We start from the raw sequence: 26835 nt of genomic DNA on the forward strand, positions 1-26835 counted from the left end.
TCGATATCGTCGTCGCCGGCCTCGGCACCGGCGGCACGCTCACCGGCATCGCCCGCGCCCTGAAGCCGCGCCGCGACGGCCTGACCATCGTCGGCGTCGAGCCGGCCGAATCCGCCGTGCTCTCCGGCGACGATCCCGGCCCGCACGAAATCCAGGGTATCGGCGCCGGCTTCAAGCCGAAGGTGCTGGAGATGGAGCGGATCGACCTGCTGCGCCGCGTCACCGAGCGCGAGGCCTACGCCGCGGCCCGCCTCTGCGCCCGCACCGAGGGCCTGCCCATCGGCATCTCCTCCGGCGCCGTCCTGCACACCATGCTCGACCTCGCCACCCAGCCCGAGCACCACGGCAAGCTCATCATCGGCATCGCCGCATCCTTCGCCGAACGATACCTCTCGACGGATCTCTTCCACGGGTTGTGACAGGCGCGCGGCAGGGCAGGGGGTGCGGCCAGGGCGCCGCGACCCCATCTGCTTCAGGCACACCGCGCGGAGAAGCCCGATGAAACAGCGCCTCGCCACGGCCCTGCTCGCCACCACATTGCTGGCCGCGTCAGCCGCGAACCTTGCCGCGCAGACCACGAACCAGGCACAGCCCCGCCCGAACCTGCTGCCGACGCGCGACGTCGCCGTCACGTTCCAGCTGCAGGGCAGCGACAAGATCCAGGGCGACATCAACGCCTCCTGGCTGTCCAGCCAACGGCTACTGCGGGTGGACAATGCCTCGGCCCCTGGCTGGGTGCTGGTGGAGGAACGGACGCGCCGGGCCTCCATGGTCATGCCGCAGGGGCTGGTGATGCGGCTGCCGGACTCGCCGGAGGTGGCCATGCTGATGCAGAACCCGGAATCGCAGGGGCGCATCACCCGCCAGGGCCGCCGCACCATTGCCGGGCAGGGCTGCACCGACTGGCGGCTGGACCGGAACGATGGAAAAAGCGGCGTCGCCTGCCTGACGGCGGATGGCGTGCTGCTGCGCCTGCAACAGACCGGGCGCCGCGAAATCCTGGAAGCCACCCGCGTCGCCTACGGGCCGCAGGACCCCACCCGCTTCCGCCTGCCAGCCGGCGCACCGCAGATCACTCTGCCGGAGGGACTTCGTGGGCTGCGCCTGCCAGGCATGGGTGGCTGAGGCGGAACCTGTGGCCAGGGTGACGCCTCCCCGGCCACGGTGGCCTTCGGCGCTCAGCGGCGGCCGATGTTCCAGTAGACTGGTGCCGGCGGGTTGATCACCCCGGTCAGTTCCGCCCGATGCGCCCGCAACTGGTACTGCACGCCGATCGGCACGTAGGGCACCGTCTCCAGCGCCCGCGCCTGGATCTCGGCAGCGATGACCTTGCGGCCTTCCAGATCCGCCGTGTCAGCGAAGCGCGCCCGCAATGCTTCCAACCGCTCGTCGCACGGCCAGCCGAACCAGGCACGCTCGCAATTGGAACGCAGGCCGAGATGGCTCAGAGGTTCCATCATATCCAGCCCGCCGGGGCCGGAGATGAAGATGGACCAGCCGTTGCGGGAAACCGGCTCCCGGCTCTGCCGGCGTGCCACTACCGTCGCCCAGTCCATCGCCTGCACGTCGGTCTTGATGCCGATGGAGCGCAGCAGCGCATCCGCCACCACGGTGAAGGCGTGGATGTTGCTGTTCTCCGCGGCATCCAGCAGCACCGCAGGCGTGCCGTCATAGCCGCTGCGGCGCACCAGTTCCCGCGCCCGCTCCAGGTCCGGCGCCGGCCAGCCGGCAGTGGTGTAGAGGGGGGAGGAGCAGATGTAGAAGCTCTGGCACACCCGGCCCTGGGAGGGGTCGCTCATCACCGCGTCCAGGAATTGCTGGCCGTTCACCGCCACCAACAAGGCTTGCCGCAGCAGCGGATTATTGAAGGGCGGCTGCGTGTTGTTCAGGCGGATCTGCTGCGCCACGCCCACCTCGTCCTGCCGCGCCACGGTGACGTTGCGGTCCCGCGCCAGCAGCGGCAGCAGGTCGGCGGGTATATCCTCGGCGATGTCGATCTCGCCTTTCCGCAGCGCGTCGATAGCGGTCTGCTGGTCCGGCATGATGCGCCATTCCACCCGGTCCACCCGCGCCACCTTGCCGCCGGCCAGGCCACTCGCCGGTTCCGCGCGCGGCTGGTAATGCGGGTTGCGAATGAAGACCAGCCGGTCGCCCGCCCGCCATTCCTCGGCCCGGAACATGAAGGGGCCGGAGCCGGTCTGGTCCGTCACCGCCTGCCCGGGCGGCGTCGCGGCGACGCGCGCCGGCATGATGAACGGCACCGGCGCCCCCGGCTTGCCCAGCGCCTCCAGCACCAGTCCCCAGGGCTGGTTGAGCGTCAGGCGGAAGGTGCGGGCATTCGCTGCCTCGAACACCGCGCCGCGCGCCAGCAACTGCTGGCCCATGCCATCATTCTGCGCCCAGCGCTTCAGGGACGCCGCCACATCCTCGGCCGTGACCGCCGTGCCATCGCTGAACATCAGCCCCGGCCGCAGCGTGAAAGTCCAGACCTTGCCGTCCTCGCTGCGGGTCCAGCTCTCCGCCATCTGCGGGCGGATGGCGAGGTCGGCATCCACGGCCAGCAACGTGTCGTAGATCATGTAGCCGAAATTGCGCGCCATGGAATCGCTGCCCAGCAGTGGGTCCAGCGTCCGGACATCGCCGGAGGGCTTGACGCGCAGCACCGTCTCGGCGGTCGCCACGCGGCCCAGCGGCAGGGCCAGGGTGGCGAGCAACGCCGCCGCCAGCCAGGCCGGCTTCTTCATCACACTCATGGTCGTCTCCTCACGGCGCGGGTCTATGTCCGCTGCTCAGGCATCAGGGTGGCCGCCGTGGTGGCACGGACGGTCAGGCAAACATCCGGGGCGTGTCAGGCCCCCGTGGCGAGGCCACCGGCCTCGACGAAGCAATGGGCGGCCCAGGCCAGCGCGCCGCGTGGCTCACTGCCCAGGTCGGGCGGCAGGAATTCCAACGTGATCCCGGCCTGCGCCAGGCCGCCGAACAGGCTGCGGTCCATCCCCGCGCCCACTGCCGCGCGGTCCTCCGGCGGCAAGGAGGCCGGCCAGCCGCAGATTACCACGCGCTCGGCCGGCAGCAGGTTGAGCGCATTGCCCAGCACGAGGCCGAGCCCACCCAGCATGTCTTGCACCGCCTGCCGCGCCAGGGCGCCGAGGGGGAAGCGGCCCGCCCAGCCGTCCCCCGCCTCGATCAAGGCGGCCTCCGGTACGTCCAGACGCTGCGCCAGGGCAGCGGTGGAAGCGCGGGCCTCCAGGCAGCCCCGGTGGCCGCAGCGGCAAAGCGGCCCTTTCGCGTCCAGCACCACATGGCCGAGTTCCAAGGCCCGGATAGCGGCAGGCGGCTCCGCCGGGTCGATCCAGGCCCCAGCCACGCCGTGGGCCAGATAGACGAATAACTGCCGCCCCGGGCCCTGCCAGCCCGCCGGCCGGTGCAACTGCGCCGCCGCCTGTGCCACCACCGCATTGGCGATGGCGACCGGCACGCCAGGATAATGCTCCGCCAGAAGCCGCCGCAGTGCCAGCGGGTCGAGCGGCAGGATCGGGTTGGGCCGCGCATCGCCGCGATACCCTGGCAGGGAGACGCCGATCTGCCGCGGGTGAACGCCATGCTGGCTGGCAGCGGCAGCCAGGTCCCGCACGGCGGACGCCAGTGCCGCCGCCAATGCGCCAGGTTCCCGCGGCAGAGGCCGCCGCTCGACGAAAGCCGGGGAGGCGATGCCGCCGCCGCCGATGGTCAGCCGGTCACTAGCAATCTCGATGGCGGCGAAATGCAGGTCCTGGCTGAAGGTCACCATGGAGGTCGGGCCACCCGCATAGGGGGCCGGGCAACGTGGCTCCGCCACCAGCCCCTCTGCCTTCAGCTCGGCGATGATGCGGGAGACGCTGGCCTCGGTCAGCCGCGCCTCGGCCGCCAGCCGGGGGCGGTAGAGGCCGGGCGCGTTGCCATGGGCCAGCAGCCGCGCCATCAGCGCGGCGCGCGTCTGCCGGCGGCTGCGCGGCGAATGGTCCATGTCCCCCGGTTCTTTCTTACACAGTGTAAGAATGCTGGCACCATTGGCGCCAGGCCGTCAACGGGCAGGCGCGGCATCCAGGAAGACAGGCTTGGCCGCCGGGTCCCAGGTGATGCCGGCCTCAGCCAGCGAAGGGGCCAGTTGCGCCATCGGCAACCGCAGGTAGCGCTCCAGCAACTGCAGATACAGGCCCATGAAGCAGGGCCCATGGCCGTCCGAAGCACCGTCATGCGTGCTGCTGAGGGCGTGTGCCAACTCATGCAGCAGCACCCAGCTGGGCAGTTGCTCCGGCACGCGCAGGCGTAGCCGGTTGGCATCGGCCTGCAGGCGGCGCGCCTGGCGGGGCAGGGGCTCGACGGCTGGCGGGTAGCGCAGGCCCAGCTCGGCCCAGATGGCATTCACCATCGGCTGCATCGCCGTGAAGGGCAGCAGATCGCCGCCATGCGGGGCGACATGCCGGTCTTCCCAGGCATAGACGCGGGCCCGCTGCCGGTCAGCCGGCCGGCGGCTCATGTCAGCCGGCCGCCCCCACCATCGCCCGTCACCGGGCGGTTCAGATTGACCCGCTCACCCGCTGCCTCGCCCTGGCGGAAGGCGCCGTCCTGCCGCAACTGGCGGCGGCCGCCGGAGACCAGGCGCGTCCCGGTCTCACGAAAGGCGTCGTCCACCACACGATGTTTCACGAGAAACAGCGCCGTGCCCGCCTGGCGCTGCGCGGCGACGCCGGCCTCGCGGGCCGCATGCATCGTCTCCAGCCGCTCCGCCAACCGCGCCGCCATGCCTTGCTGGAAGCTGGTGGACGCCTGCCGCAACCTGACCCCACGCAGTTGGGGCGAGCGCTGGCGGAAGGCGTCCAGTTCCACCGCCATGGCGCGGGAGATCACCTGGAACAGCCAGCCGGCCAGCACCGTATCCGTATCAAAGCCAAAGAAGATGTAGCGGGACCCCGCCTCGTCCCGCGCCAGCCAGACCTTGCAGTCGCAGAACCGGGCGATCGCCGGCACGCAGCCATCGACCGGGCGCCGCTGGCGGCCGGGCAGGGGGATCTCCACCTGGACGCACTGACTCTCCCGGAGGTCGATCTCCTCCATGGTCAGGGCGTAGCGTTCCAGCAGGCGGCCGACCATCTCGGCCGCCGCCATCGCCTCCGCCTCGGTACAGCCGTTCGAGACCGTGCGCTCGGCCATAGCGCGGATGCGGGCCTTCACGCGGTCAAGCTCAGTGTCCTGCCGCGGCGGCGCGGCAAACGGGTCAGGCATCGTATCCAGCCAGGAATGACAATCGGGAACAGGGCGGCATCATAAGCCGGCGGCGGAGCCGGACAAAGCCGGTCCGCTACGCCAGCGGCCGCGGGCGCCGTGGCTTAGAGGCCCAGTCGGCCCAGAGCCTCGCGCAGTTCGGCGTTCGCGTAGGGCTTCGGCAGGAAATCGACCTGGCCATGGCCATTGAAGCGCAGCCGCAGCTCTTCCGTATCCGCGCCGCTGGCGATCAGTACTGGTAAGCCAGGGCGGATAGCGCGGATTTCGCCCACCATGTCACGGCCCCGCGCCCCTGGGATGTTGATGTCCAGCAGTACCGCCTGCAGCCGCCCCTCGGCCGGGTCCAGCCGGGCGATGGCGGCGGCGGCCGTCGCTGCCTCCGTCGCACGGAAGCCCATGTCTTCCAGCATGGCCACGGTCACCATCCGGACGATGTGTTCATCCTCGACCACGAGAATGGTCGGCTGGGCGCCGTCGGTCATCTGGGTATCCATCATCGCTACTGCATCCTAGGGGAGGGAGCGGATCACCCTCCATATGGTAACGCCGAGCGGGAGCTGGGGCGCAAGGCCCTGCTTATCGCGCGGAAGTGAGCCTCGTTGTAAGGAAACTCTCGCATGGCTGCCCGGTTGCGTCTTTCGGGCGATGTTTGCCTTTTGGGCCGTCACCATTGCTGCGGTGCAACTGGACCCGGGGCGGCATCGGGGGCATGGAGGGCGTCTGCCCTACCTTGGAGAACCGCCTCGCATGACACCCGCCGACATCGCACGCGTTCAGACCTATCTGCGCCGCCTCCTGGGTTCGGAGAAGATTCGTGTCGTCCCCCCGGCGCGCAAGGGCCTGTCCGTCGAGATCGCCGTGGAGGATGAGGTGATCGGCACGATCCATCAGGACGACGAGGAGGGCGAGGTGTCCTACTCCGTCCACCTGACGATCCTGGAAGAAGACCTGCCGCCACCGCCGCGCGACCCCGCCAAGCGCACCACGCGCTGAGACGAGGCGGGCCGGAAGCTTCATCCCGGCCCGCGCTCCATCAACAGCCACTCGGCCGAAGGGCAGGCTGGCGGAACACCCCACCAACCTGCCGCAGCGCTTGCCGATCAGTCCGCCGCGTGCGCCGGGCCGACATCCGCCGCTGTGGTCGGCGCCGAGGCCGGGGCGGTGTGGATGCGCTTGATCGCCTCCGCGACGCCGGCACCATAGGCCGGGTCGGCGCGGCGGAAATGCTCCAGCTGCCGTTCGATGATGAAGGGCGGCACGCCCTGCATGGCGCCGGCGATGTTCTCGAACAGCTGCAGCCGCTGCTCCGGATTCATCAGGCGGAACAGGTCGCCAGGCTGGCGATAGTCGTCATTGCCGTCCCGGTGGTTGTAATGATCGGCGTCACCGCTGATGCGCAGCGGCGGTTCCTTCGTGCCCGGAACCTCGACCGGCCCGTTGAACGAGTTGGGCTCGTAGAAGGCATCGGTGCCCTTCGGCGCATCGAAGCGCATGGCGCCGTCCGCGTGATAGGTGTGCACCGGGCATTTCGGCTTGTTCACCGGCAGCGCTTCGTAATGCGTGCCGACGCGATAGCGGTGCGCATCGGCATAGGCGAACAGCCGGGACTGCAGCACCTTGTCCGGCGAATAGCTGATGCCGGGCACGACGTTGGAGGGCGAGAAGGACGCCTGCTCGATCTCCGCGAAATAGTGCTCGGGGTTCCGGTTCAGTTCCAGCACGCCGACATCGATCAGCGGATAGTCGCCATGCGGCCAGACCTTGGTCAGGTCGAACGGGTTGTACCAGTGCTTGTCGACATCCTGCTCCGGCATGATCTGCACGCAGACACGCCATTTCGGGAACTCGCCACGCTCGATCGCATCATAGAGGTCCCGCTGGGCGCTCTCACGGTCCTCGGCGATGATCTCGTTGGCCTGCTTGTTCGTCCAGGTCTTGATGCCCTGCATCGACTTGAAGTGGAACTTCACCCAGTAGCGTTCACCGGCGTCGTTCCAGAAGGAATAGGTGTGGCTGCCATAGCCGTTCATCGGCCGGTAGCCCTGCGGCAGGCCACGGTCGCTGAACAGGATGGTCACCTGGTGCAGGCTCTCCGGCGAGAGCGACCAGAAATCCCACATCGCCGTCGGGCTGCGCATGTTGGTGCGCGGGTGGCGCTTCTGCGTGCGGATGAAATCCGGGAACTTCATCGGGTCACGGATGAAGAAGACGGGGGTGTTGTTCCCCACCAGGTCCCAGTTACCTTCATCGGTATAGAATTTCAGCGCGAAGCCACGCACGTCGCGTTCGGCGTCCGCCGCGCCACGCTCTCCGGCGACTGTCGAGAAGCGCAGCAGAGTCTCGGTCTGCGTCCCTGGCTGGAACACCTTGGCGCGCGTGTAGCGGCTGATATCGCCAGTGATTGTCAGCGTGCCATAGGCACCAGAACCCTTGGCATGCACGACCCGCTCCGGAATCCGTTCCCGGTTCTGGTGCGCCAGCTTCTCGACCAGCTGGTAATCCTGGAGCAGCACGGGGCCGCGCGGCCCGGCCGTGATGCTGTTCTGGTTGTCGGGGACGGGGGCACCCGCGGTGCTGGTCAGCGGCGGGCGAGTGGCTTCGTCTGACATGATTGAGGTCTCCTCCGTGGCAGGGCAGTGCCGGGAGGACTGTAGTAGAGATACAGCTTATCGGTGAAATTGAAAATTTAAGCGGGAATGATCGAGAGGGGCCATGATTGGGCGGCTCTCTCGGTGGGCTCGCTACGAGAAAAACGTCTGGCGGACAGGCTCTCGCCGGTTCATAGGAAGGCCGGGGAATTCCTTCCCCGGGCCCCATCTTCTTTTTGCGAGTTTGGCGTGCAGGCTGTCCGAACTGCGGGAGCTCTGAACCCGGATGGCATCACCTCGCGCCCATCCACCGCCAAAACCTGCCTCATGCAGCGAGGATGGAAAGCCCAGAAAACTCGAACAAGAAAGAAGGGGTCCGGGGAATTCTTTCCCCTGCCTTCTCTGGCCGCTGAATTCAGAGCCCAAAAAGCCGGGCAATACCGCCGGCGCTCCTTCATTCAACCTGTAAGACACCGGCAACCCGCTTCTGACCGCATCTGAACCTGGAATAGAGGGGTCGTTTCGCTAGGCAGATGCGTAAGACGATCAGGCCGGGAGAAGGTAACCCTGTCCCGGCCTGTCGCTCCGCCTGCTTCAGCGGCTGGGCTGGGTGCTTTCCGCCAGCGTCTGCTCGTCCACACGCGGCTCGTAGGTCAGGCCACGGCGCGTGGCCCAGACATTCTTCTGCGTGTGCAGCGGAATGACGGCGACGTCTTCCATCCCCATCCGCATCGCCTGCTGCATCAGCTTCTCGCGCGCCGTATCATCCAGCGTGCGCATCGCCTCGTCGGCAATGGCATCCATGCGGGGGTTGGAATAGCGGCCGTAATTGGCCAGGCCCATGCTGCGCGACGTATCCCGCGTGCCGATCACCGCCCGAAGGGAGGTGGAGGGCTCGCCGGTGCTGTTGCTCCAGCCCAGCAGGTAGGCCGAGGCCTCGAAGCGGCTGAGGCGGCCGATCAGCGTCGCCAGCGGGCTGGCTTCCACCTGGGTCTTCACGCCGATGCGGGACCACATCTGCGCCACGACCTGGATGATCTGCGAGTCATTGATGTAGCGGTCGTTCGGCCCGCGCAGCGTGATGCTGAGGCCGTTCGGATACCCGGCCTCCGCCAGCAGTTTCTTCGCCCGCTCCGGGTCGAAGCCGATGGCGGGAATGGACGGATCGAAGCCGAAGGAATCCGGCGGCATGAACTGGTTGGCCGCCAGCGCCACGTTCTCCATCACGCGCTGCACGATGGCGGGGCGGTTGATGGCGATGGACAGCGCCTCCCGAACCCGGCGGTCCTGCAGCGGGTTGCGTGCCAGTACCTCGCCGTTCGGGCCGCGCACGTCGGGGCTCTCGCTGTCGCGGAAGGTGTCCAGCCCCAGGAAGATCAGGCGGACGCTGTTGCCTTCCGCCAGGACGACGCGGTTGTCATTGCGGATGCGGCTGACATCGGCGGTCGGCACGTTGTCGATCAACGCGACGTCGCCGGAAAGCAGGGCGGCGACCCGCGCACCGGAATTGGTGATGATGCGGTAGTTCACGCGGTCCCAGCGCGCCCTGGGGCCCCAGTAGTTGTCGTTGCGCGTCATCTCCACGCGGTTGTTCGGGTCGTAGGAGACGAAGCGGTAGGGCCCGGTGCCGATCGTCGCCCGGCCGGCGTTGAACTCGGCGGAGGCGACATTCTCGCCGAGGCTGCGCGGCACGATGAAGATCTGCGCCAGATCGTTCGGCAGCAGCGGGTAGGGGGTCGGGGTCTTCAGGCGGATGGTGTGCGCGTCCACCACCTCCACGCCTGTGATGGAGCGGATGTAGACGGCGAAGGAGCTCGGGCTCTGCACCGTCGGCACACGGCGCAGGGTGTAGGCCACGTCCTCGGCGGTGAAGTCGTCGCCGTTGTGGAACTTGACGCCCTGGCGGAGCTTGAACTCCCAGGTCGTCTCATCCACCAGCCGCCAGGATTCGGCGAGCCCCGGGCTCATGCGCGAATTGGCGTCCCGCTCGGTCAGCGTCTCGAACATATGGCGGGAGACCATGATGTTCGGCGTCAGCGTGTAGTAATGCGGGTCGATGCTGGCCGGCGGGGCGCTGACGGCCATCGAGAGCGGCTCGGCCCGCGCCGCGGTCAGCGACAGGGCCGTCAGGGCGCAACCCAGCAGGGCGGCGCGCAGGCGCTGGGAGGGGGTGGTCATGCGTTGTCTTCCAGGCCCAGTTCCTGCTGCACCAGGCTGGCCCAGTAGGCCGCGCCGAGCGCCAGGATGTCGTCGTTGAAGTCGTAGAGCGGCGTGTGGACGTTGTGGAAACTGCCATCCGCGTTGACGCCGTTGCCGATGCGCATGAACACGCCCGGCTTCTGCTGCAGCATGAAGGCGAAATCCTCGCCACCCGTGCTCATCGGGAACTCACTGAGCTTTTCGGCGCCGACCACCGCCGCGGCCGCAGCCTCGGCCACCGGCACCTTGCCGGGGGCGTTGACGGTCGGCGGGCAAAGCGCCTCGTAGGTCAGCTCCGCCTTGCAGCCATAGGCATCAGCCAGCGTCGTCGCCAGGCCCTGCAGGCGCTGCTTGATGATGGCCTGCGCCTCAGGCCGGAAGTAGCGCGCGGTGCCGCGCACGACGACGCGGGACGGCATGACGTTCGGCGACCCGTAGGTTCCGCCGCTGACATGGCCGACGGAAAGCGCCGCGCTCTCGGTGGGCTTCAGGTTGCGCGGCAGGATGGTCTGCACGCCCAGCAGGAAATGCCCCAGCACCACGGTCGCGTCGGTTGCCAGATGTGGCGCCGCGCCGCCATGGCCGCCGGTGCCGGTGAAGGTGACGCCCCAGAAATCGGCGCCTGCCAGGATCGGCCCCGGCCGCGTGGCGAACTCACCCACTGGCAGGCCCGGCGTGTTGTGCATGCCGTAGACGGCATCGACCGGGAAGCGGTCGAACAGCCCGTCCGCGATCATCGCCGCGGCGCCGGTGCCGGCTTCCTCCGCCGGCTGGAAGATGAAATGCACCGTGCCGGCAAAATCCGGGTTCTCCGCCAGGTACCGGGCGGCACCGAGCAGCATGGTGGTGTGCCCGTCATGGCCGCAGGCATGCATCTTGCCCGGCACGGTCGAGGCATGGGCGAAGGTGTTCTCTTCCTCGATGAACAGCGCGTCCATGTCGGCCCGCAGCCCGACGGCGCGCTGGCCGGGGCGCTTGCCCTTCAGCGTGCCGACGACACCGGTCTTGCCGATGCCTTCTTCCACCTCGATGCCCCACTCCCGCAGCTTCGTGGCGACCAGCGCCGCCGTACGGGTTTCCTCGAAGCGGGTCTCGGGGTGGCGGTGGATGTCCTGGCGGATGGCGACGAGCTCCGGCTCATACTGCCGGATGCCGTCCAGAATGGGCTGGCGCAACATGAGAAGCCTGATCCTTCAGCGAAATCGGCCGCACAGTGACCGCCGGGAAGGGGCGGGTCAATCTGCAAGCGGTTGGAGCCGGCATCGGGAATCGACGGGTCGTTTTCTCTCTATGCCTTCTCTGCCGCCAGACCAATTGCGTTTCGGGTGGTGGAAAAGCGGGAATCGCAGGGTCGGTATGACGGCCTTACCGACCGATTCGGCGGCTTTCGGCGGCGTTGGAGTCGCGGGACGCCGCCTTTCGGGAATCGTGGGGTCGCTTTAGGTCGTCGTAGAAGCCGCTTCTGAAGCTGCCAGAGGCTATCCGAGCCGGTTTTGCACACACTTATCCACAGAGGCGGTCAATCAGTGTCTGATTCTAGAGTCTATTAAGTAAAGTCTATTCCAAAATTCTTCGTTCATTTTCAATGGATTAACGCGGTGTTCCGACCCTTTCCTTCCCGCTTCCGACCCCTTCCTTCCCTAAACCGACCTCTCCGCTCCCGAAACCGAACCTTTGATTCACTTCTCCCCCGGACCATCCACCGCCATGTGCCTCAAGCGACCCGTCCGCTCCCCAAAGCGACCCGTTGATTCCCTGATGCTGCACGCCGCGCCGTGAAGTGCTAGGTTGCCGGGCCCTATGGGAATTGAAGGGTCGGAATCGGTGGTAGTGGCAGTGAGCGGTGGACAGGAACTGACGGAGGCCGAACGCAAGCGCCTGGAGCGCTTCGAGCGTGCCAAGGCCAACCGGCGTGGCCGCAAGGCGCCGACCGTCATGCCGGCCCGCCTTGCCCGCACCTCGGCCTTCGCCCCCCGCAAGAAGGGGCTGATCACCGATAGCGGCTTCCAGCGCCTCTACGTCGTCCGCCCCCACACGGTGGTGGAAGTGCGGGGCAGGGAACTCGGTTCGCAGCATCGCGATGCCCTCTACGCCCTGTTCCGCATGCGCGCGAAGCGGACGGAAATGGCGCCGCAGACCGGCGCCCGACCCCTGCCTTACTACCACACCGAGACCACTTGGCGCTCGCTGCTCTCCGCTACGGGCCGCACCGCGCATGTGAACAACCTCGGCACCATGCTCCGGGTCTTCGAGGAGCTGCGCTCCGTCAGCTTCCGGTTCTACCAGGGCGACTTCGCCCAGTACGAAGCCGCCAGTCAGAGCGGCCGCCTCGCCGCCGCAGGCTACTCCGACAACCTGCTCGGGCGCATCGAGTGGGACGGCATCACCCTCGATTCCCGGGTGAAGGTGGCCTACGGCGAATGGGTGCGCGACATGTTCGAAAGCCGCACCCTCGCCAGCATCGACGGCGAAACGTACTTCAAGCTGCGCTCCGACTACGCCAAGGCCTTCTGGCCTTTCATCGATTCCCAACCTGACTACACCTGGGTGCCAGTTGAGACCCTCGCCGAGCTGGCCGGGCGTGACTACAAGGCCGAGACTACACGCCAGCGCCTGAAGTTCCGCGAGGAATGCCGCCAGGCCTTCGAGGACATGGTCAACGCCGGCGGCTTGGCATCCTGGACCTGCGAGGAAACCGGCAGCGGCCGCGCCAAATCCTACCGCTACCGCTATGTGCACGCCCTGCCCAAGCAAGGCAGCCTCGCCCTCAGCGCCGCCCCGGACGATCGTGACGCCTGAAGGCTTCCTGACTGGAATAGACGGGTCGGATTGGCCTGGCGAAAGTGGAATGGACGGGTCGTTTTCGGCGTGCGTAGAGGAAGGTTGGGGACTGAATTCCCCAAGCCCCTTCTTTTTTCTTCGAGTTCAAGGATGAGGATTTCAAGGGTTGGCAGTGGCGCCTGCATGGCCGCGGCAGATTGAAAGCCGGTCGCCGCCAGGCTTTTGACAGCCCAGGCCCTTGCCCTGTGGACAAATAAATCATGTCTGCGTTGCCGCTCGGCAGGCTCGTCCTGCTCAGTCAGGTAAACTGGAATACAAATCTGACGCGCTGACCGCCCATCCGAGCGCAACCCGAGAATGGGTTTGGCGGGGAGAGTTTGAGAGGGGCAGCGCCCCTCTCAATCCACCGTAGCCCCGTTCGTTAATCCGCCAGCTTGATCACCAGCTTGCCGAAGTTCCGCCCTTCGAGCAGCCCTGCGAAGGCGTGCGGCATGTTCTCCAGTCCTTCCACGATATCCTCGCGGTAGCGCAACTCGCCCTTGGCGATCCAATCGGCCATGTCGCGCAGGAAGGCCGGGCGCTGGTCGGCGAACTCGCGCTGGATGAAGCCGCGGATCGTCAGGCTGCGGGTCAGCACCTGCCGCATCAGTCCCGGCACGCTTTCGGCGCCGGAGGCGCCGGCGCCATTATACTGCGAGATCAGGCCGCAGACCGGGACGCGGGCGAAGGTGTTCAGCAGGGGGAACACAGCGTCCCACACCGCACCGCCGACATTCTCGAAATACACATCGATGCCGTCGGGGCAGGCAGCCTTCAACTGCTCGGCGAAATCCGGCGCGCGGTGGTCGATGGCCGCGTCGAAGCCCAGTTCATCGCGCAGGAAGGCGCATTTCTTGGCACCGCCGGCGATGCCGACAGCGCGGGCACCCTTGATGCGGGCGATCTGCCCGACCGCGGAGCCCACCGGTCCGGTGGCCGCCGCCACCACCACGGTCTCGCCCGGCTTCGGCTGGCCCAGCGTCAGCAGCCCTGTGTAGGCAGTGAAGCCCGGCATGCCGAGCACGCCCAGCGCCGTGCTGACGGGCGCCAGCTTCGGGTCCAGCTTGCGCAGCCCTGCCGCATCCGCCACCGCGTGGGTCTGCCAGCCGGTATGGGACAACACGATGTCGCCCACCGCGAAGCCCGGGTCCTTGGATTCCAGCACGCGGGAGACCGAGCCGCCTTCCATGACCGCACCGATCTCGACCGGCGGGGAGTAGGATTTCGTCGCGTTCATCCGGCCGCGCATATAGGGGTCGAGAGACAGGTAGAGATTCTGCAGCACCACCTGCCCATCGGCGGGGGCGGGCAGCACCTCATCCTCGAAGCGGAAATGCTCCGGCCCGGGCTTGCCTTCGGGGCGGGCAGCAAGGCGGATCTGGCGGCTGGTGATACTGGGCATAGAGTGTGTCCTCTCTGACGTTGTCTTGCAGATGGGGCGGTCCCGACCGCCCCGAAAGGCCGTGATGTTCACGTTGATGGCGGCGCTGGAAGCCGATCTCCGCGCTCGGTATGAGGAGCCGCAGCGCTTCCACCACGGGCAGGCGCATATCGATGCGCTGCTGGCCCAATGGCGCCAAGGTCGGGCTGGCTGGCATGACCCGCAGGCCATGGAGCTGGCGATCTGGTTCCACGATGCCGTCTACCAGCCCGGCGCGAAGGACAACGAGCGGCAGAGCGAAGCGCTGCTGCGCCAGGCCCTTACCCATTGCATCGCGGCCCCGGTGGTAGCCCGCGCGGCACGGATGATCCTGGCCACCGAACGGCACGCCGTTCCCGCCGATCTTCCCACCGACGAGGCCGAGGATATCGCGGCATTCCTCGACATGGATTTATCCATCTTGGGCGCCGAACCGGCGACATACGACGCCTATGCGCTTGCGGTGGAACGGGAATTCGTACCCGTGGTGGGGATTGCCGCGTGGCGTGCGGGCCGCGCCGCCTTCCTGCACTCGGCCCTGGCCTCCACCACCCCGCTATTCCAGACCGAAGTCATGCGCGAGGCCCTCGAAGACAGTGCGCGGGCGAACATGGCGCGGGAATTGACGGGTCTGACCACCGGATAACCCAGGGCAAGGGCCAGCCGCCGCTCAAATTTCCACCAACCGATACGATGAGGGGATGATGCAGCGCCTGGCCACGCCTAGACTGCCGGCCGGATGGCAGGGGGCAGGGCCTTGGCGAAAGCGAAGACGGGAACCACCCGGATCGGGGTGGGGGGCTGGACCTACGAGCCCTGGCGCGGGACCTTCTATCCGAAGGGGCACCCGCAGAAGCAGGAACTGCACTACGCCAGCCGGCAGCTGACCTCCATCGAGGTCAACGGCACCTTCTATGGCGCGCAGAAGCCCGAGAGCTTCGCCAAATGGCATGACGACGCGCCGGAGGATTTCGTCTTCTCCCTGAAGGCGCCACGCTATGCCACCAACCGGAAGGTATTGGCGGAGGCCGGTGCGTCGATCGAGCGCTTCCTCACCGGCGGGCTGACTGAGCTGAAGCAGAAACTGGGCCCGATCAACTGGCAGTTCGCCACGACCAAGATCTTCGACCCGGTGGATTTCGAGGCCTTCCTGAAGCTGCTGCCCGCCGAGGTGGACGGGCACGCCTTGCGGCATGTCGTCGAAGTACGGCACCAGAGCTTCCAGGTTCCCGAATTCATCGCCCTGGCGCGGGCCTACAAGGTCGCCATCGTTCTGGCTGCGGACTCCCAGCATCCGCTGATCCCCGATGCGACGGCACCCTTCGTCTATGCCCGCCTGATGGGAACGCAGGAGGGCGAGGCCCTGGGCTACCCGGATGAGGCACTGGACCAATGGGTGGACCGGGCGCGCATCTGGGCTTCCGGTAGCACGCCGGACGACCTCGCCCCCATCAGCGCCGACAGGCCGGCCAAGGGCGCGCGGGATGTCTATCTCTACGTCATCAGCGGCAACAAGGTCGCCAACCCGGCCGCCGCCATGTCGTTGATCGGCCGCATGGCCTGAGTGGGCTGGCCGTGGCGCGCTCTTTTCCTCGTTGCGGAGCCGTCTATAGTCCGGGCGCATGGAAGACCCCTTGCTGTTCACCCTGGCGGTGCTGGCGATTCTCGGCACGCCTGGCCCTACCAACACCCTGCTGGCCACGTCCGGCGCCGGCGTGGGGCTGCGGCGCTCCCTGGTGCTGCTGCCGGCGGAGGCCTGTGGCTACCTGATCTCCATCCTGCTGCTTGGCCTGGTGCTGGGGCCGGTGGTAGCGGCCTCGCCCGCGATCAGCATCGCCTTGCGGCTGGCTGTCGGCGCGTATCTGTTCGCCCTGGCGCTGAAGCTGTGGCGGCAGGGTGCGGTGGCCCGGGCGGATGCCGCGGGCATCGGCCCGCGCCAGCTATTCGTGACCACCCTGCTGAACCCTAAGGCGATCATCTTCGCGCTCGGCGTCATTCCGTTCGGAACGGCCGGTGTGTGGGTTTACCTGCTGGGTTTCGTCGCCATGTTGGCTCTGGTGGGCTTCTGCTGGATCATGGTCGGGGCCGGTATCGGCCGACTGGCGCAGGCCGGCGGGGTGGCCCGGCTGGTGCCCCGGGTAGGGGCCGCCGCCATCGGCTTGTTCGCTGCCTTGATCGTCATGTCGCCATTGATGCGCTGAGCCGCAGCGTCCAGGACCGGAGAGAACGCCATGATGCAACCCGCACTGGATGCCGGCCAGCCAGACGTGCTGGTGGTGGGCGGCGGCCCTGCCGGTTCCACCGCCGCGGCCTTCCTGGCCAAGGCAGGCCGCAAGGTCGTGCTGCTGGAAAAGGAGGCGCATCCCCGCTTCCATATCGGCGAAAGCCTGCTGCCCCGCAACCTGGATATCTTCGAGCGTCTGGGGGTACTGGAGCAGGTCCGCGCGATCGGCGTGCACAAGCCGGGCGCCGAGTTCGTCTCCGACCGCACCGGCCGCAGCTGTGCCTTTCCCTTCGCCCTGGCGCTGAACCGGGACCGCACCCATGCCTGGCAGGTCAAGCGCGCGGAGCTGGATGCGCTGCTGTTCAACAACGCCATGCAGCTCGGCGCCGATGCCCGGCAGGAAACCCGCGTCACCGATATCCGCCTCGGCACCGGTGGCGCACGCTCGGTCGTGACCGCGCGCACCGCCGCCGGGGAAACGCTGGAATGGCAGCCGCGCTACGTGCTTGATGCGTCCGGGCGGGACACCTTCATGGCGACGCGGATGAAGGTGAAGGATTCCAACAAGTACAACAACACGGCCGCCATCTACGCTCATTTCAAGGGCGTGACCCGGCGGGAGGGTGAACTGGACGGCTATATCAGCATCCACCTGGCCGAGGATGGCTGGTTCTGGCTGATACCGCTGCCCGGCGACGTGATGAGCATCGGCTTCGTCGGCAATCAGGCGGCCTGGAAGGGCCGTACCGGCACACCGAAGGAGCTGTTCCTAAGCCGCATCGCCTCCAGCCCCATGGTATCCGCCCGCACGCGCGATGCGGAGATGGTGTCCGAGATCTACAGCACCGCCAATTACAGCTACCGCGCCCGCCAGGGGCATGGCGATGGCTTCCTGATGATCGGCGATGCCTATGGCTTCGTCGACCCGATGTTCTCGACTGGCGTGCTGATGGCGATGACGGCGGGGGAGCTAGGCGCGGAAACCGCCGATGCGTGGCTGGACAATCCGGCACGCGGCCAGAAGCTGGCGGCGCGGACCAACCGCGAGCTCGCCCAGGCGATGGACCGCATCAGCTGGCTGATCTACCGCGTCAACGACCCGGTGATGCGCTCGCTGTTCATGGCACCGAAGAACACGCTGTGGATGCGGGATGGCATCATCAACATGCTGGCAGGCAACCTGCGCGGCAATTTGCGCGCGACCCTGCCGATCCTGTCGTTTAAGACCGTGTTCTTCGTCCTCTCCGCCCTGCACAAGCGCGGCCTGGGACCAGAGATGCCGGAGAAGGCTCCTTCCCCCGCCGGCGCCTGACGGCTAGCCGCCTGCCTAGGCGCCCGGCTTGGCGCAAGACAGCACGAAGCTGTTCCAGACGCCGATCCGCAGCCTCTGGCGCAACGGCGCGCCCTGCCGCTGCGCCGCATGGGGTCCGGACGGTTTCTCCACCCGGAAGTCGGTGAAGCCGGCGTCCTCCAGCATGGCGCGCAGGGCAGGCGGCCGCAGCCCACCGCTGAAATGCACGCGGCTCAGGATTGAATCATGCGTGGCGCGGTCCACGGCCGGGCCCGTGGCGCCCTGCCGCGCGCTCAGCCAGTCGGACACTGCCAGCCGCAGCCGCCCGACGGGCGACAGCCGCACATAGTCGCCATCCATGATGACGACGCGTCCGCCCGGCTTCAGCACTCGGAACCAGTCGCGGAACGCAGCCGCCGGGTCCACCAACGTCCAGACCAGATGGCGGCTGACCACGGCGTCATACCGACCCGCCGGCTCCCGCGTATCTTCCGCATCGCCCATGTACAGGCGGACATGCTTCGCGTTGGCGTGCTTGGCGCGGGCACGCAGCAGCATCGCCTCGGTCAGGTCCAGCCCGGTGACGTCGCAGCCAAGGCCGAGCAGCACTGCCGTCACCTCCCCGGTTCCGAAGGCCAGCTCCAGCACGTGGCGGGCGCCGGGGGCGGGGCCCATATGGCGGTCCAGCAACGCGGCCCAGGCGTCGCGCTCCGCCCCGGGGCGGATGCCGTGCCCGGGCGACTGGTCGAAGGTTTCGGCCCGCTTGGTCCAGTACTCGCGGATCTCTTCCTTGAGGCTGAAATTACCCTGGTGCATGCGGGCCGTCCCCTGGCGCGGATGCGGCGCACTACCGCAAGCGGCGGCGGCCAACAAGCCTCGTCACGTCTGGACGCCGCTGCCGGGCGCGGTGCAGATGCCGCTCATGCACAGTGGAGGCGGAGGGCCGTCGGACGTGGGATCACAGGTCCAGCTCGCCGAAGCGGTACCCCACGCCGGGTTCCGTCCGCAGCAGGCCCGCCACGCGGCCCAGCTTCTGCCGCAGGTGGCCGATATAGACGCGCAGATACTGCGCGTCCTCCACATGCGCCGGACCCCACACGGCGTTCAGCAACTGGTGCTGCGTCATGACCCTCCCCTGCGATCGCGCCAGTGTCGTCAACAGCTTCCACTCACGCGGCGTCAGATGCAGCGGTTCGTCCTCATCGATCCGTGCCAACCGGCGGTCCAGGTCGATGGTCAGCGGCCCGATCCGCATCGGCGTCTGGTTCGCCGCGACCTCGGTGGCGCCCGCCCGCCGCAACACGACGCGGATGCGTGCCAGCAGCTCGGCCAGCGCGAACGGCTTCTCGACATAGTCCTCCGCCCCGGCATCCAATGCCGCCACCTTGCCCGCCTCGTCCCCGCGCGCGGAGACGATGATGACAGGTGCCGCGCAGAACGCCCGCAGGCGCGGCAGCAGCGCGTGGCCGTCGATATCCGGCAGGCCGAGATCCAGCAGGATCAGGGCGGGATTGCGCGTGGCCGCCTGCCGTAAGGCATCATGCCCGCTTTCCGCACGGATCGGCTCATAGCCTGCGGCAGTCAGGGCCGGCCCCAGGAAGCGATGAATCTGCGGCTCGTCGTCGATGACGAGGATGCGGGGGCCGTCATTTCTCATGCGGGCAGCAGCACAGTCATACGGGTTCCCTTGCCGTCGCGGATCGGGCTGTCCGCCGCGATGCGTCCATCCATGGCGTGCACCAGTCCGCGGCAGATCGCCAGCCCCAGCCCGGTGCCGGCGGGTGCCTGGTCTCCCCTGCGGACGCGGAAGAATGGGTCGAAGATATGGATCAGCATGTCGGGTGCGATGCCGCTTCCCTGGTCCTCTACCGTGATCGCCACCTGCGGCCCATCGCGCCGTACGGCGACCACCACCTCGGTTTCAGCCGGAGAAAACTTGATGGCGTTATCGAGCAGGTTGGCCAGTACCTGGTCTATCAAGGCCGCATCCAGGCGCGGCGCCGGCAGCCGCTCGGCGATGTCGCAGCGGATCCGCCGGCCGCTGCTGCGCATCATGCGCTCGGCGGCGGTGCGCACCGCATCGCCCAGATCCACCGGTTCCCGCTTCGGCTGCAGTTGGCCGTGCTCCAGCCGGACGATATCGACGATATTGCCGAGATAGCGGGTGAGGCGGATCGTCTCCTCCTCCGCCGTCGCCAGCAGGTCATCGCGTGCGGCCAGCGGCAAAGCCTCACCGGACAGGCGCAAGGTTTCCAACGCGCCGCGAATGGACGTGAGCGGCGTGCGCAAATCATGACCGATGGAAGCGAGCAGGGCGGATCGCAATGCCTCGGTCTCCGCGCGCGCGGCGTTGCGGGCCTGATCCGCCATCAGTTGCGCCCGCTCTAGCGCGATGGCGGCTTGGTCCAGCAACGCATCCAGCGCCCGGTCGTGCTCGGCATCCATCGGCGTGGCCATACCGCTCATCCGGAGCCCGACCAACCCGACGGTTCCCTGCGCCGTCCGCATCGGCCGGAACTGCCAGTCCGCCGAGGGCAGTGCGTCCGTGGCGAAGCCGGCGCGAGTACCCTTGGCCTGCGCCCAGCGTGCGGCGGCCATCGAGGCGGTGTCCGGCTCGATATCCACCGGCCGGGCCGCCCGCACCACCGGCTCGCCATCCAGCGGCAACAGCACGCAGGCCGGCCGGCCGGACAGCCCCGCCGCTTCCTGCGCCACCACCACCACCAGATCACCGGCCGAGCCGGCGGCGCTGACCTTGCGCGACAGCTCGATCAACCGCCGCAGCCCGAAGACGCGTGCGCGGGCCGTCGCCACCGAACGGCCCAGGCCGCCCGTGGTGCCCGCCAGCAGCAAGGCGACGCAGAAGAAGATGGCCGCCCCCATCACCTCCTGGATGCCGGAGAGCGCGAAGGTGAAGCGCGGCAGCAGGAACAGGAAGTCCCACACCAGGAACGCCAGCAATGCGCCAGCCGCTGCCGGCATCGGGCCAAACATCGCCGCCAGGGCCACGACCGCGGCCAGGTAGATCATGCCCAGGCCGCCTTCCGGCACCGCGCCATCCGCGACCAGGCTGGCCCCGGTGGCGAGGCATACCAGCACTGGCACCGCCGCCCAGCCAACCCAGCCGGGCAGGCCCCTAGCTTCCGCCCGCACCCGCCCCGGAACGGAAGTGGGCGCCGGTATCAGGTGCAGCGTGAAATCCGCCGCCTGCCGGATCAGCGTCGCTGTCAATGTCCGTCCGGTCAGCCGCCGCCAGCCCGCCGGCCGGCCCCGGCCGATGACGATATGCGTGACGTTGTGGGCCCGCGCATGGGCCAGCACGGCGGGTGGCACGTCGCGCGCCACGGTGGTCTCCACCTCCGCGCCCAGCCGCTCAGCCAGGAGCAGTGCGGGGGCGGGGTCGAAGCGATCGGTGGCGCTGGCGGTTTCCACATGCAGGGCCAGCAGCGGCGCGCGCAGCACATCGGCGATGCGCCGTGCCTGCCGCACGACATCCTCCGCCGTGGCATCGCGGCCGATCAATGCCAGCACGCGGTCGCCGGCCGGCCATGGCCCGGCGATGGCGTTGGCGCGCATATAGCCGGTGACGTCGGCATCCACCCGGTCCGCCGTGCGGCGCAACGCAATCTGCCGCAGCGCCGCGAGATTACCCTCGCGGAAGAAACCCTTCAGCGCCCGAGCGGCTTGTTCGGGACGATAGATCTTCCCTTGGCGCAGCCGCTCCAGCAGCTCCGCCGGCGGAATGTCGATCAGCTCCACCGCATCCGCATCCGCCAGCACATGGTCCGGCACGGTTTCCTGCACGCGGATGCCGATGATGCGCGCCACATCCTCAGACAGGCTTTCCAGGTGCTGGACATTCATCGTCGTCCAGACCTCGATGCCGGCGGCGCGCAATTCCTCGACATCCTGCCAACGCTTGGGATGGCGGCTGCCCGGCGCGTTGCTATGCGCCAGCTCGTCCAGCAGCAGCACCTGCGGCCGCAGCACCAGCGCCGCGTCCAGATCGAACTCCTCCAGCGCCTGGCCGCGATAGGCGATGCGCCTGCGGGGCAGCACCGGCAGCGCGCCCAGCTGCGCCGCGGTTTCGGCCCGCCCATGGGTTTCCAGCAGGCCGACGAGCACCTCGGCGCCCGTGGCCTTCAGGCTGCGGCCTTCGCTCAGCATCTCGAAGGTCTTGCCGACGCCAGGTGCGGCGCCCAGGAACACCTTCAGCCGCCCGCGCCCTTCCTTCGCCGCCAGGGCGAGCAGGGTGTCCGGGTCCGGTCGGGGCGGTTCATCGGCCATGGAGGCAGGATAGCCCTTGCCCCGGCGGGCCGACAGAGGCGGCATCACAACGCGGCCATGCCCAGAAACGCGCAATTTTTATGCGGCCTTTATAAGCCGCCACCCAATCCCGCATCGCATTTTTGCGGGCCGCGCGCCTAACAGAATGATGCTCCGAGACAGGATGACCTGTCCGCTCCCCGAGAGAATCCTTCATGACCGACATTCTGTTGCTGGCGTTGGGCCTCGGCTTCTTCGGGCTCATGGCGGCCTATGCCGCCGCCTGCGAACGGGTCTGACCACCATGTTCGACCTGATCCTGGGTGCCGCCGTCTCCCTGGGCCTGCTGGCCTATCTGCTATGGGCGCTGCTGCGCCCTGAGGATTTGTGATCCATGACGTTGATCGGATGGGCGCAGATCGCCCTCGTCGTCGCCGCCATCCTGGCGGTGGCGATACCGCTCGGCCGCTACATCGCCGCCGTCGCCTCCGGCCGGGTTGGCTGGCTGCGGCCGGTTGAAACCCTCATGTACCGGGCGGGCGGCATCGATCCACAGCAGGGCCAGGGCTGGCGGCTCTACGCCATCTCCATGCTCGCGGTGAACGCGGCGGGCTTCCTGCTGCTCTACCTCATCCTGCGCCTGCAAGGGATGTTGCCGCTGAATCCGCGCGGCTTCGAGGGCCTGTCGCCCTGGCTGGCCTTCAACACCGCGGTCAGCTTCGTCTCCAACACCAACTGGCAGGCCTATTCCGGCGAGGCCGCCATCTCCTACTTCGCGCAGATGGCCGGCCTGGCCGTGCAGAACTTCCTCTCCGCTTCCACCGGCATCGCGCTGGCCCTGGCGGTCTCCCGCGCCTTCGCCCGCGGCGGCGTCAGCGATCTCGGCAATTTCTGGGCGGATTTCACCCGTGTCACGCTGTACGTACTGCTGCCGATGGCGACGGTCGTCGGCCTGGCCTTCGTTGCCATGGGTGTCCCGCAGACCTTCGCCGACTACGCCAGCGCAACCACGCTGGAAGGCGCGGCGCAAACCATCCCGCTGGGCCCGGCCGCATTCCAGATCGCCATCAAGCATCTCGGCACCAATGGCGGCGGCTTCTTCGGCGTCAACTCGCTGCATCCGTTCGAGGGGCCAAGCGCGCTGGCAACCGCGTTGCAGATCTGGTCCCAGGCTGTCATTCCCTTCGCGCTCTGCCTGACATTTGGCCGCATCGTCGGCGATCTTCGCCAGGGCCGAGCCCTGATGCTGGTCATGCTGGGCTTCGTGCTGGTGGCGACGCTGGCCATCTACGCCGCTGAGGCCTCCGGCAATCCCATCATGGCCGCGTTGGGCGTCGATCCCGCACAGGGCAACCTGGAAGGCAAGGACGTCCGCTTCGGCCTGGCGTTGGCATCGCTGTTCACCGCCACCACCACCGGCGCATCCTGCGGCGCGGTCAATGCCATGTTCAGCAGCTTCACGCCGCTGGGCGGACTGGTGCCGATGTTCCTGATCCAGCTGGGCGAGGTCCTGCCCGGCGGCGTCGGCTCCGGCCTCTACGGCATCCTCATCTTCGCCCTGCTGGCGGTGTTCGTCGCCGGGCTGATGGTGGGCCGCACGCCCGAGTATCTCGGCAAGAAGATCCAGGCGCGGGAGATCAAGCTGGCCATGCTGGCGGTGCTGGTGCTGCCGGCGACCATCCTGGGCTTCACAGCCGTGTCGCTGGTGCTGCCGCAGGCCGTCGCCTCCCTGGCGCATGCCGGGCCGCACGGGCTGTCCGAGATGCTCTATGCCTACACCTCCGCCTCCGGCAACAACGGTTCCGCCTTCGGTGGCCTGACGGCGGATACGCCCTGGCTGAACACCACCCTCGGCATCGCCATGCTGCTGGGCCGCTTCGCCTATGTCGTCCCGGTCATGGCCATCGCTGGCAGCCTGGCTGCCAAGGTGAAATCGCCGGAAGGCCCTGGCACATTGCCGACGCATGGCCCGCTCTTCGCCGGGCTGCTGGCCGGCGTCATCCTGATCCTGGGCGGGCTGCAGTTCCTGCCGTCTCTCGCCCTCGGTCCGCTGGCGGAGCATTTCGTCATGCTCGCCGGCCAGACCTTCTGAGGTCCCGCAATCATGGACACCAACATGCAAGCCGCCACGGTGGCTCCGCGCGGCGACGCCGCTCTGCTCGACCGCGCGCTGTTGCTGCGCGCGGCAGGCGATGCGCTGGTCAAGCTCAACCCGGCGCGGCTGATCCGCAACCCGGTAATCTTCGTCACCGAGGTCGTCTCCATCCTCGTCACCATCCTGTCCGTCGCGGCGCTGGTGCGGGGGGAGGCGTGGGGCTTCTTTGCCGCCATCGCCGCCTGGCTGTGGTTCACCGTGCTCTTCGCCACTTTCGCGGAAGCAGTGGCCGAGGGCAGGGGCCGTGCCCGGGCGGAGAGCCTGCGCCGCGCGCGCACCGATGCGCGCGCCAAGCTGCTGCTGCGCGCCGATGACCGCAGCCTCTGGCAACCACGCTCGGCTACCGACCTGCGCAGCGGCGACATCGTCCTGGTGGAATCCGGCGACCTGGTTCCTTCGGATGGCGAGGTGATCGAAGGCATCGCCAGCGTCAACGAAGCCGCCGTCACCGGAGAAAGCGCGCCCGTCATCCGTGAAAGCGGCGGCGACCGCTCGGCCGTCACCGGCGGCACCCTGGTCGTCTCCGACTGGATCGTGGTGCGCATCACGGCCGCGCCAGGCTCCACTTTCATGGACCGGATGATCCAGCTGGTCGAAGGCGCATCCCGGCAGAAGACGCCGAACGAGATCGCGCTCGACATCCTGCTGGCCGGCATGACGATCATCTTTCTCATCGCCGTGGTCAGCCTGGTCGGCCTCGCGTCCTGGAACGGTAATCCGCCTGGCGTGCCGGTGCTGGCTGCGCTGCTGATCACGCTGATCCCGACGACGATCGGCGGGCTGCTCTCCGCCATCGGCATCGCCGGTATGGACCGGCTGGTGCGCTTCAACGTCATGGCCACGTCCGGCCGCGCGGTGGAAGCCGCCGGGGACGTGGACGTGCTGTTGCTGGACAAGACCGGCACCATCACCCTGGGCAATCGCCAGGCCGCCGCCTTCCACCCCGCGCCGGGCGTCGAGGCCGGCCGGCTGGCCGAGGCCGCGCTGCTGTCCTCCCTGGCGGACGAGACCCCTGAAGGCCGCTCCATCGTCGCCTTCGCGCGGGATCATCACCACCTGCCGATACCGGTGCTGCCCGCCGATGCCAAGGTGGTACCCTTCACGGCGCAGACGCGCATGTCCGGCCTGGACACCGCCGATGGCAGCTATCGCAAGGGCGCGGTCGAGGCCCTGGCGGCCGCCATCGGCGCCGAACTACCCGCGGCGGTGCGGCAGGATGTGGAGCGCGTCGGCCGCAGCGGCGGCACTCCGCTCGCCGTTTCCCACCAGGGCCGGTTGCTCGGCGTCATCGAGCTGAAGGATATCGTCAAGCCCGGCATCCGCGAGCGCTTCGCCGCGCTGCGCCGCATGGGCATCCGCACCGTGATGGTCACCGGCGACAACCGCCTGACCGCCGCCGCCATCGCCACCGAAGCCGGCGTCGACGATTTCATTGCCGAGGCGACCCCGGAAGACAAGCTGCGCTACATTCGCGAGGCCCAGGCCGAAGGCCGCCTCGTCGCCATGGCCGGCGATGGCACCAATGACGCGCCCGCCCTGGCCCAGGCCGATGTCGGCGTCGCCATGCAGACCGGTACGCAGGCGGCGCGCGAGGCCGGCAACATGGTCGACCTGGACAGCGACCCGACCAAGCTGATCGAGGTGGTGGAGATCGGCAAGCAGCTCCTGATCACCCGCGGTGCGTTGACGACGTTCTCCATCGCCAACGACGTCGCCAAGTACTTCGCCATCCTGCCCACCATCTTCGTCGCCTCCTACCCGCAACTGCAGGCGCTGAACCTGATGCGGCTGACCAGCCCGGAAAGCGCCATCCTCTCCGCCGTCATCTTCAACGCCCTGATCATCGTGGCGCTGGTGCCGCTGGCCTTGCGCGGCGTGCGCTACACGCCCGTGGGCGCCGCCGCGCTGCTTCGGCGCAACCTGCTAATCTACGGGCTGGGCGGCATCGTCGCGCCGTTCATCGGCATCAAGCTCATCGACGTCATCCTCACCCTGCTGGGATTTTTCTGAGCCATGGCCAACATCCTTCGCCCCGCTGCGACCACGGTGCTGCTGTTCACCGGCCTGCTCGGTCTGGCCATGCCCTTCGCCATGACGGGCATCGCCGGCGCCATCTTCCCGCTTCAGGCCGGCGGCAGCCTGGTCGTGCAGGATGGCCGCGTCATCGGCTCCGCTCTGATCGGCCAGTCCTTCACCGCGCCGCGCTACTTCCACCCCCGCCCTTCCGCCGCCGGTGAGGGCTACGACGCCGCCGCTGGCGCGGCCTCCCAGCTCGGCCCCACCAGCGCCAAGCTGGTCGATGCGGTGCGGGAGCGCGTGGCTGCCGCCGGCCCTGCCCCTGTGCCGGCCGACGCCGCCATGGCCTCCGGCTCCGGCCTCGACCCGCATATCAGCCCGGAGAATGCCGAGCGGCAGATCGCCCGCGTCGCCGCCGCCCGCAACATGCCGGTGCCCCGCTTGCGCGCGCTGCTGGCCGAGCATGTGGAAGGCCGGGAACTGGGCATCCTGGGAGAACGCCGCGTCAATGTCCTGGCGCTCAACCGTGCGCTGGATGCGGCGGATCGTTCGGGGAGGTGAAGGCCGGGGGAAGGAATTCCCCCGGGCCCC

At 68.1% G+C, this 26835-nt stretch carries 24 protein-coding genes; 12 read left to right on the plus strand and 12 right to left on the minus strand.

The window, feature by feature from the left end:
- Both IBL26_RS09905 and IBL26_RS09910 read left to right on the plus strand, forming a co-directional pair.
- Positions 1 to 419 (plus strand): pyridoxal-phosphate dependent enzyme (locus IBL26_RS09905; RefSeq protein WP_187784319.1); only part of this gene is annotated, 419 nt, incomplete at its 5' end.
- A gap of 79 nt (positions 420 to 498) precedes the next feature.
- A complete protein-coding gene (locus tag IBL26_RS09910) occupies positions 499 to 1125 on the plus strand; it encodes a hypothetical protein (protein ID WP_187784320.1) in 627 nt (208 codons plus the stop codon).
- A gap of 53 nt (positions 1126 to 1178) precedes the next feature.
- Here the strand turns inward: IBL26_RS09910 and IBL26_RS09915 are convergent, their stop codons facing one another.
- The 5 genes from IBL26_RS09915 to IBL26_RS09935 all read right to left on the minus strand — a co-directional run bounded on the left by IBL26_RS09915 (position 1179) and on the right by IBL26_RS09935 (position 5762).
- On the minus strand, positions 1179 to 2753 hold the full coding sequence (locus tag IBL26_RS09915; protein WP_206684184.1) for an ABC transporter substrate-binding protein: 1575 nt from the start codon (positions 2751 to 2753) through the stop codon (positions 1179 to 1181).
- A 95-nt stretch (positions 2754 to 2848) separates the two neighbouring features.
- The gene (locus IBL26_RS09920; protein ID WP_187784321.1) at positions 2849 to 4006 is read right to left on the minus strand and encodes an ROK family protein; all 1158 of its coding nucleotides are present in this window, start codon (positions 4004 to 4006) and stop codon (positions 2849 to 2851) included.
- Between the two features lie 57 nt (positions 4007 to 4063).
- Positions 4064 to 4519 (minus strand): SprT family zinc-dependent metalloprotease, encoded by a 456-nt coding sequence (locus tag IBL26_RS09925; protein ID WP_187784322.1) that lies wholly within the window; start codon positions 4517 to 4519, stop codon positions 4064 to 4066.
- Positions 4516 to 5265, minus strand: a complete 750-nt coding sequence (locus IBL26_RS09930) for a DUF7168 domain-containing protein (RefSeq protein WP_187784323.1) — start codon at positions 5263 to 5265, stop codon at positions 4516 to 4518. Before IBL26_RS09930 ends, IBL26_RS09925 begins: the two co-directional genes overlap by 4 nt.
- Before the next feature lie 104 nt (positions 5266 to 5369).
- Positions 5370 to 5762 carry a response regulator gene (locus tag IBL26_RS09935; RefSeq protein ID WP_187784324.1) on the minus strand — a complete coding sequence of 131 codons (393 nt, stop codon included), beginning with the start codon at positions 5760 to 5762 and terminating at the stop codon, positions 5370 to 5372.
- 250 nt (positions 5763 to 6012) lie between these two features.
- Here IBL26_RS09935 and IBL26_RS09940 point away from each other — a divergent pair, with 250 nt between their 5' ends.
- Entirely contained in the window at positions 6013 to 6258 is a 246-nt protein-coding gene (locus IBL26_RS09940; protein WP_187784325.1) for a DUF3126 family protein, read from the plus strand.
- A 107-nt stretch (positions 6259 to 6365) separates the two neighbouring features.
- Here IBL26_RS09940 and IBL26_RS09945 read toward each other — a convergent pair whose 3' ends face one another.
- The 3 genes from IBL26_RS09945 to IBL26_RS09955 form a co-directional block, all read right to left on the minus strand.
- Positions 6366 to 7874 carry a catalase gene (locus IBL26_RS09945; RefSeq protein ID WP_187784326.1) on the minus strand — a complete coding sequence of 503 codons (1509 nt, stop codon included), beginning with the start codon at positions 7872 to 7874 and terminating at the stop codon, positions 6366 to 6368.
- 573 nt (positions 7875 to 8447) lie between these two features.
- On the minus strand, positions 8448 to 10031 hold the full coding sequence (locus tag IBL26_RS09950) for an ABC transporter substrate-binding protein (RefSeq protein ID WP_187784327.1): 1584 nt from the start codon (positions 10029 to 10031) through the stop codon (positions 8448 to 8450).
- Positions 10028 to 11230 carry an amidohydrolase gene (locus IBL26_RS09955; RefSeq protein WP_187784328.1) on the minus strand — a complete coding sequence of 401 codons (1203 nt, stop codon included), beginning with the start codon at positions 11228 to 11230 and terminating at the stop codon, positions 10028 to 10030. Before IBL26_RS09955 ends, IBL26_RS09950 begins: the two co-directional genes overlap by 4 nt.
- 658 nt (positions 11231 to 11888) lie before the next feature.
- On the opposite strand from IBL26_RS09955, the gene IBL26_RS09960 reads away from it, so the two are divergent.
- Positions 11889 to 12851, plus strand: a complete 963-nt coding sequence (locus IBL26_RS09960; protein WP_367615405.1) for a hypothetical protein — start codon at positions 11889 to 11891, stop codon at positions 12849 to 12851.
- A gap of 403 nt (positions 12852 to 13254) precedes the next feature.
- On the opposite strand, the gene IBL26_RS09965 is transcribed toward IBL26_RS09960, so the two are convergent.
- On the minus strand, positions 13255 to 14274 hold the full coding sequence (locus tag IBL26_RS09965; protein WP_187784330.1) for an NADP-dependent oxidoreductase: 1020 nt from the start codon (positions 14272 to 14274) through the stop codon (positions 13255 to 13257).
- A 64-nt stretch (positions 14275 to 14338) separates the two neighbouring features.
- Here IBL26_RS09965 and IBL26_RS09970 point away from each other — a divergent pair, with 64 nt between their 5' ends.
- The 4 genes from IBL26_RS09970 (at position 14339) to IBL26_RS09985 (ending at position 17828) form a co-directional block, all read left to right on the plus strand.
- The gene (locus IBL26_RS09970; RefSeq protein ID WP_187784331.1) at positions 14339 to 14938 is read left to right on the plus strand and encodes an HD domain-containing protein; all 600 of its coding nucleotides are present in this window, start codon (positions 14339 to 14341) and stop codon (positions 14936 to 14938) included.
- A 111-nt stretch (positions 14939 to 15049) separates the two neighbouring features.
- A complete protein-coding gene (locus IBL26_RS09975) occupies positions 15050 to 15856 on the plus strand; it encodes a DUF72 domain-containing protein (RefSeq protein WP_241749224.1) in 807 nt (268 codons plus the stop codon).
- A gap of 70 nt (positions 15857 to 15926) precedes the next feature.
- Positions 15927 to 16493: a LysE family translocator gene (locus tag IBL26_RS09980; RefSeq protein ID WP_241749225.1), complete on the plus strand. Its 567-nt coding sequence runs from the start codon at positions 15927 to 15929 to the stop codon at positions 16491 to 16493.
- 30 nt (positions 16494 to 16523) lie between these two features.
- Positions 16524 to 17828: an NAD(P)/FAD-dependent oxidoreductase gene (locus IBL26_RS09985; protein ID WP_187784334.1), complete on the plus strand. Its 1305-nt coding sequence runs from the start codon at positions 16524 to 16526 to the stop codon at positions 17826 to 17828.
- Positions 17829 to 17843: 15 nt separating this feature from the next.
- Here IBL26_RS09985 and IBL26_RS09990 read toward each other — a convergent pair whose 3' ends face one another.
- From IBL26_RS09990 to IBL26_RS10000, 3 genes are all read right to left on the minus strand, one after another.
- Positions 17844 to 18623, minus strand: coding sequence for a class I SAM-dependent methyltransferase (locus IBL26_RS09990; RefSeq protein WP_187784335.1), 780 nt, complete (start codon positions 18621 to 18623; stop codon positions 17844 to 17846).
- Positions 18624 to 18765: 142 nt separating this feature from the next.
- Positions 18766 to 19464, minus strand: coding sequence for a response regulator (locus IBL26_RS09995; protein ID WP_187784336.1), 699 nt, complete (start codon positions 19462 to 19464; stop codon positions 18766 to 18768).
- On the minus strand, positions 19461 to 22139 hold the full coding sequence (locus IBL26_RS10000; RefSeq protein ID WP_187784337.1) for a sensor histidine kinase: 2679 nt from the start codon (positions 22137 to 22139) through the stop codon (positions 19461 to 19463). The genes IBL26_RS09995 and IBL26_RS10000 overlap by 4 nt, the downstream gene beginning before the upstream one ends.
- Before the next feature lie 238 nt (positions 22140 to 22377).
- On the opposite strand from IBL26_RS10000, the gene kdpF reads away from it, so the two are divergent.
- Genes kdpF through kdpC form a run of 4 tightly spaced genes read left to right on the plus strand, consistent with a single transcriptional unit; the run spans position 22378 to position 26805 of the window.
- Complete coding sequence (gene kdpF / locus IBL26_RS26070) at positions 22378 to 22464, plus strand: K(+)-transporting ATPase subunit F (protein WP_187784390.1); 87 nt, start codon at positions 22378 to 22380, stop codon at positions 22462 to 22464.
- 3 nt (positions 22465 to 22467) lie between these two features.
- Positions 22468 to 24165, plus strand: a complete 1698-nt coding sequence (gene kdpA / locus IBL26_RS10010; RefSeq protein ID WP_187784338.1) for a potassium-transporting ATPase subunit KdpA — start codon at positions 22468 to 22470, stop codon at positions 24163 to 24165.
- 12 nt (positions 24166 to 24177) lie between these two features.
- Positions 24178 to 26238 (plus strand): potassium-transporting ATPase subunit KdpB, encoded by a 2061-nt coding sequence (kdpB, locus tag IBL26_RS10015; RefSeq protein WP_206684185.1) that lies wholly within the window; start codon positions 24178 to 24180, stop codon positions 26236 to 26238.
- A gap of 3 nt (positions 26239 to 26241) precedes the next feature.
- The gene (gene kdpC / locus IBL26_RS10020; RefSeq protein ID WP_187784339.1) at positions 26242 to 26805 is read left to right on the plus strand and encodes a potassium-transporting ATPase subunit KdpC; all 564 of its coding nucleotides are present in this window, start codon (positions 26242 to 26244) and stop codon (positions 26803 to 26805) included.
- Positions 26806 to 26835: the final 30 nt, after the last annotated feature.

It is taken from the genome of Teichococcus aerophilus (assembly GCF_014490485.1).
In the GTDB taxonomy this organism is placed as follows: Bacteria; Pseudomonadota; Alphaproteobacteria; order Acetobacterales; family Acetobacteraceae; genus Pseudoroseomonas; species Pseudoroseomonas aerophila.

Bases quoted from the DNA above. Each gene is read 5' to 3' on its own strand.
- IBL26_RS09910 (WP_187784320.1), top strand. From the start codon at position 499: ATGAAACAGCGCCTCGCCACGGCCCTGCTCGCCACCACATTGCTGGCC.
- IBL26_RS09915 (WP_206684184.1), bottom strand. From the start codon at position 2,753: ATGAGTGTGATGAAGAAGCCGGCCTGGCTGGCGGCGGCGTTGCTCGCC.
- IBL26_RS09920 (WP_187784321.1), bottom strand. From the start codon at position 4,006: ATGGACCATTCGCCGCGCAGCCGCCGGCAGACGCGCGCCGCGCTGATG.
- IBL26_RS09925 (WP_187784322.1), bottom strand. From the start codon at position 4,519: ATGAGCCGCCGGCCGGCTGACCGGCAGCGGGCCCGCGTCTATGCCTGG.
- IBL26_RS09930 (WP_187784323.1), bottom strand. From the start codon at position 5,265: ATGCCTGACCCGTTTGCCGCGCCGCCGCGGCAGGACACTGAGCTTGAC.
- IBL26_RS09935 (WP_187784324.1), bottom strand. From the start codon at position 5,762: ATGATGGATACCCAGATGACCGACGGCGCCCAGCCGACCATTCTCGTG.
- IBL26_RS09940 (WP_187784325.1), top strand. From the start codon at position 6,013: ATGACACCCGCCGACATCGCACGCGTTCAGACCTATCTGCGCCGCCTC.
- IBL26_RS09945 (WP_187784326.1), bottom strand. From the start codon at position 7,874: ATGTCAGACGAAGCCACTCGCCCGCCGCTGACCAGCACCGCGGGTGCC.
- IBL26_RS09950 (WP_187784327.1), bottom strand. From the start codon at position 10,031: ATGACCACCCCCTCCCAGCGCCTGCGCGCCGCCCTGCTGGGTTGCGCC.
- IBL26_RS09955 (WP_187784328.1), bottom strand. From the start codon at position 11,230: ATGTTGCGCCAGCCCATTCTGGACGGCATCCGGCAGTATGAGCCGGAG.
- IBL26_RS09965 (WP_187784330.1), bottom strand. From the start codon at position 14,274: ATGCCCAGTATCACCAGCCGCCAGATCCGCCTTGCTGCCCGCCCCGAA.
- IBL26_RS09970 (WP_187784331.1), top strand. From the start codon at position 14,339: ATGTTCACGTTGATGGCGGCGCTGGAAGCCGATCTCCGCGCTCGGTAT.
- IBL26_RS09985 (WP_187784334.1), top strand. From the start codon at position 16,524: ATGATGCAACCCGCACTGGATGCCGGCCAGCCAGACGTGCTGGTGGTG.
- IBL26_RS09990 (WP_187784335.1), bottom strand. From the start codon at position 18,623: ATGCACCAGGGTAATTTCAGCCTCAAGGAAGAGATCCGCGAGTACTGG.
- IBL26_RS09995 (WP_187784336.1), bottom strand. From the start codon at position 19,464: ATGAGAAATGACGGCCCCCGCATCCTCGTCATCGACGACGAGCCGCAG.
- IBL26_RS10000 (WP_187784337.1), bottom strand. From the start codon at position 22,139: ATGCCGCCTCTGTCGGCCCGCCGGGGCAAGGGCTATCCTGCCTCCATG.
- kdpF (WP_187784390.1), top strand. From the start codon at position 22,378: ATGTTCGACCTGATCCTGGGTGCCGCCGTCTCCCTGGGCCTGCTGGCC.
- kdpA (WP_187784338.1), top strand. From the start codon at position 22,468: ATGACGTTGATCGGATGGGCGCAGATCGCCCTCGTCGTCGCCGCCATC.
- kdpB (WP_206684185.1), top strand. From the start codon at position 24,178: ATGGACACCAACATGCAAGCCGCCACGGTGGCTCCGCGCGGCGACGCC.
- kdpC (WP_187784339.1), top strand. From the start codon at position 26,242: ATGGCCAACATCCTTCGCCCCGCTGCGACCACGGTGCTGCTGTTCACC.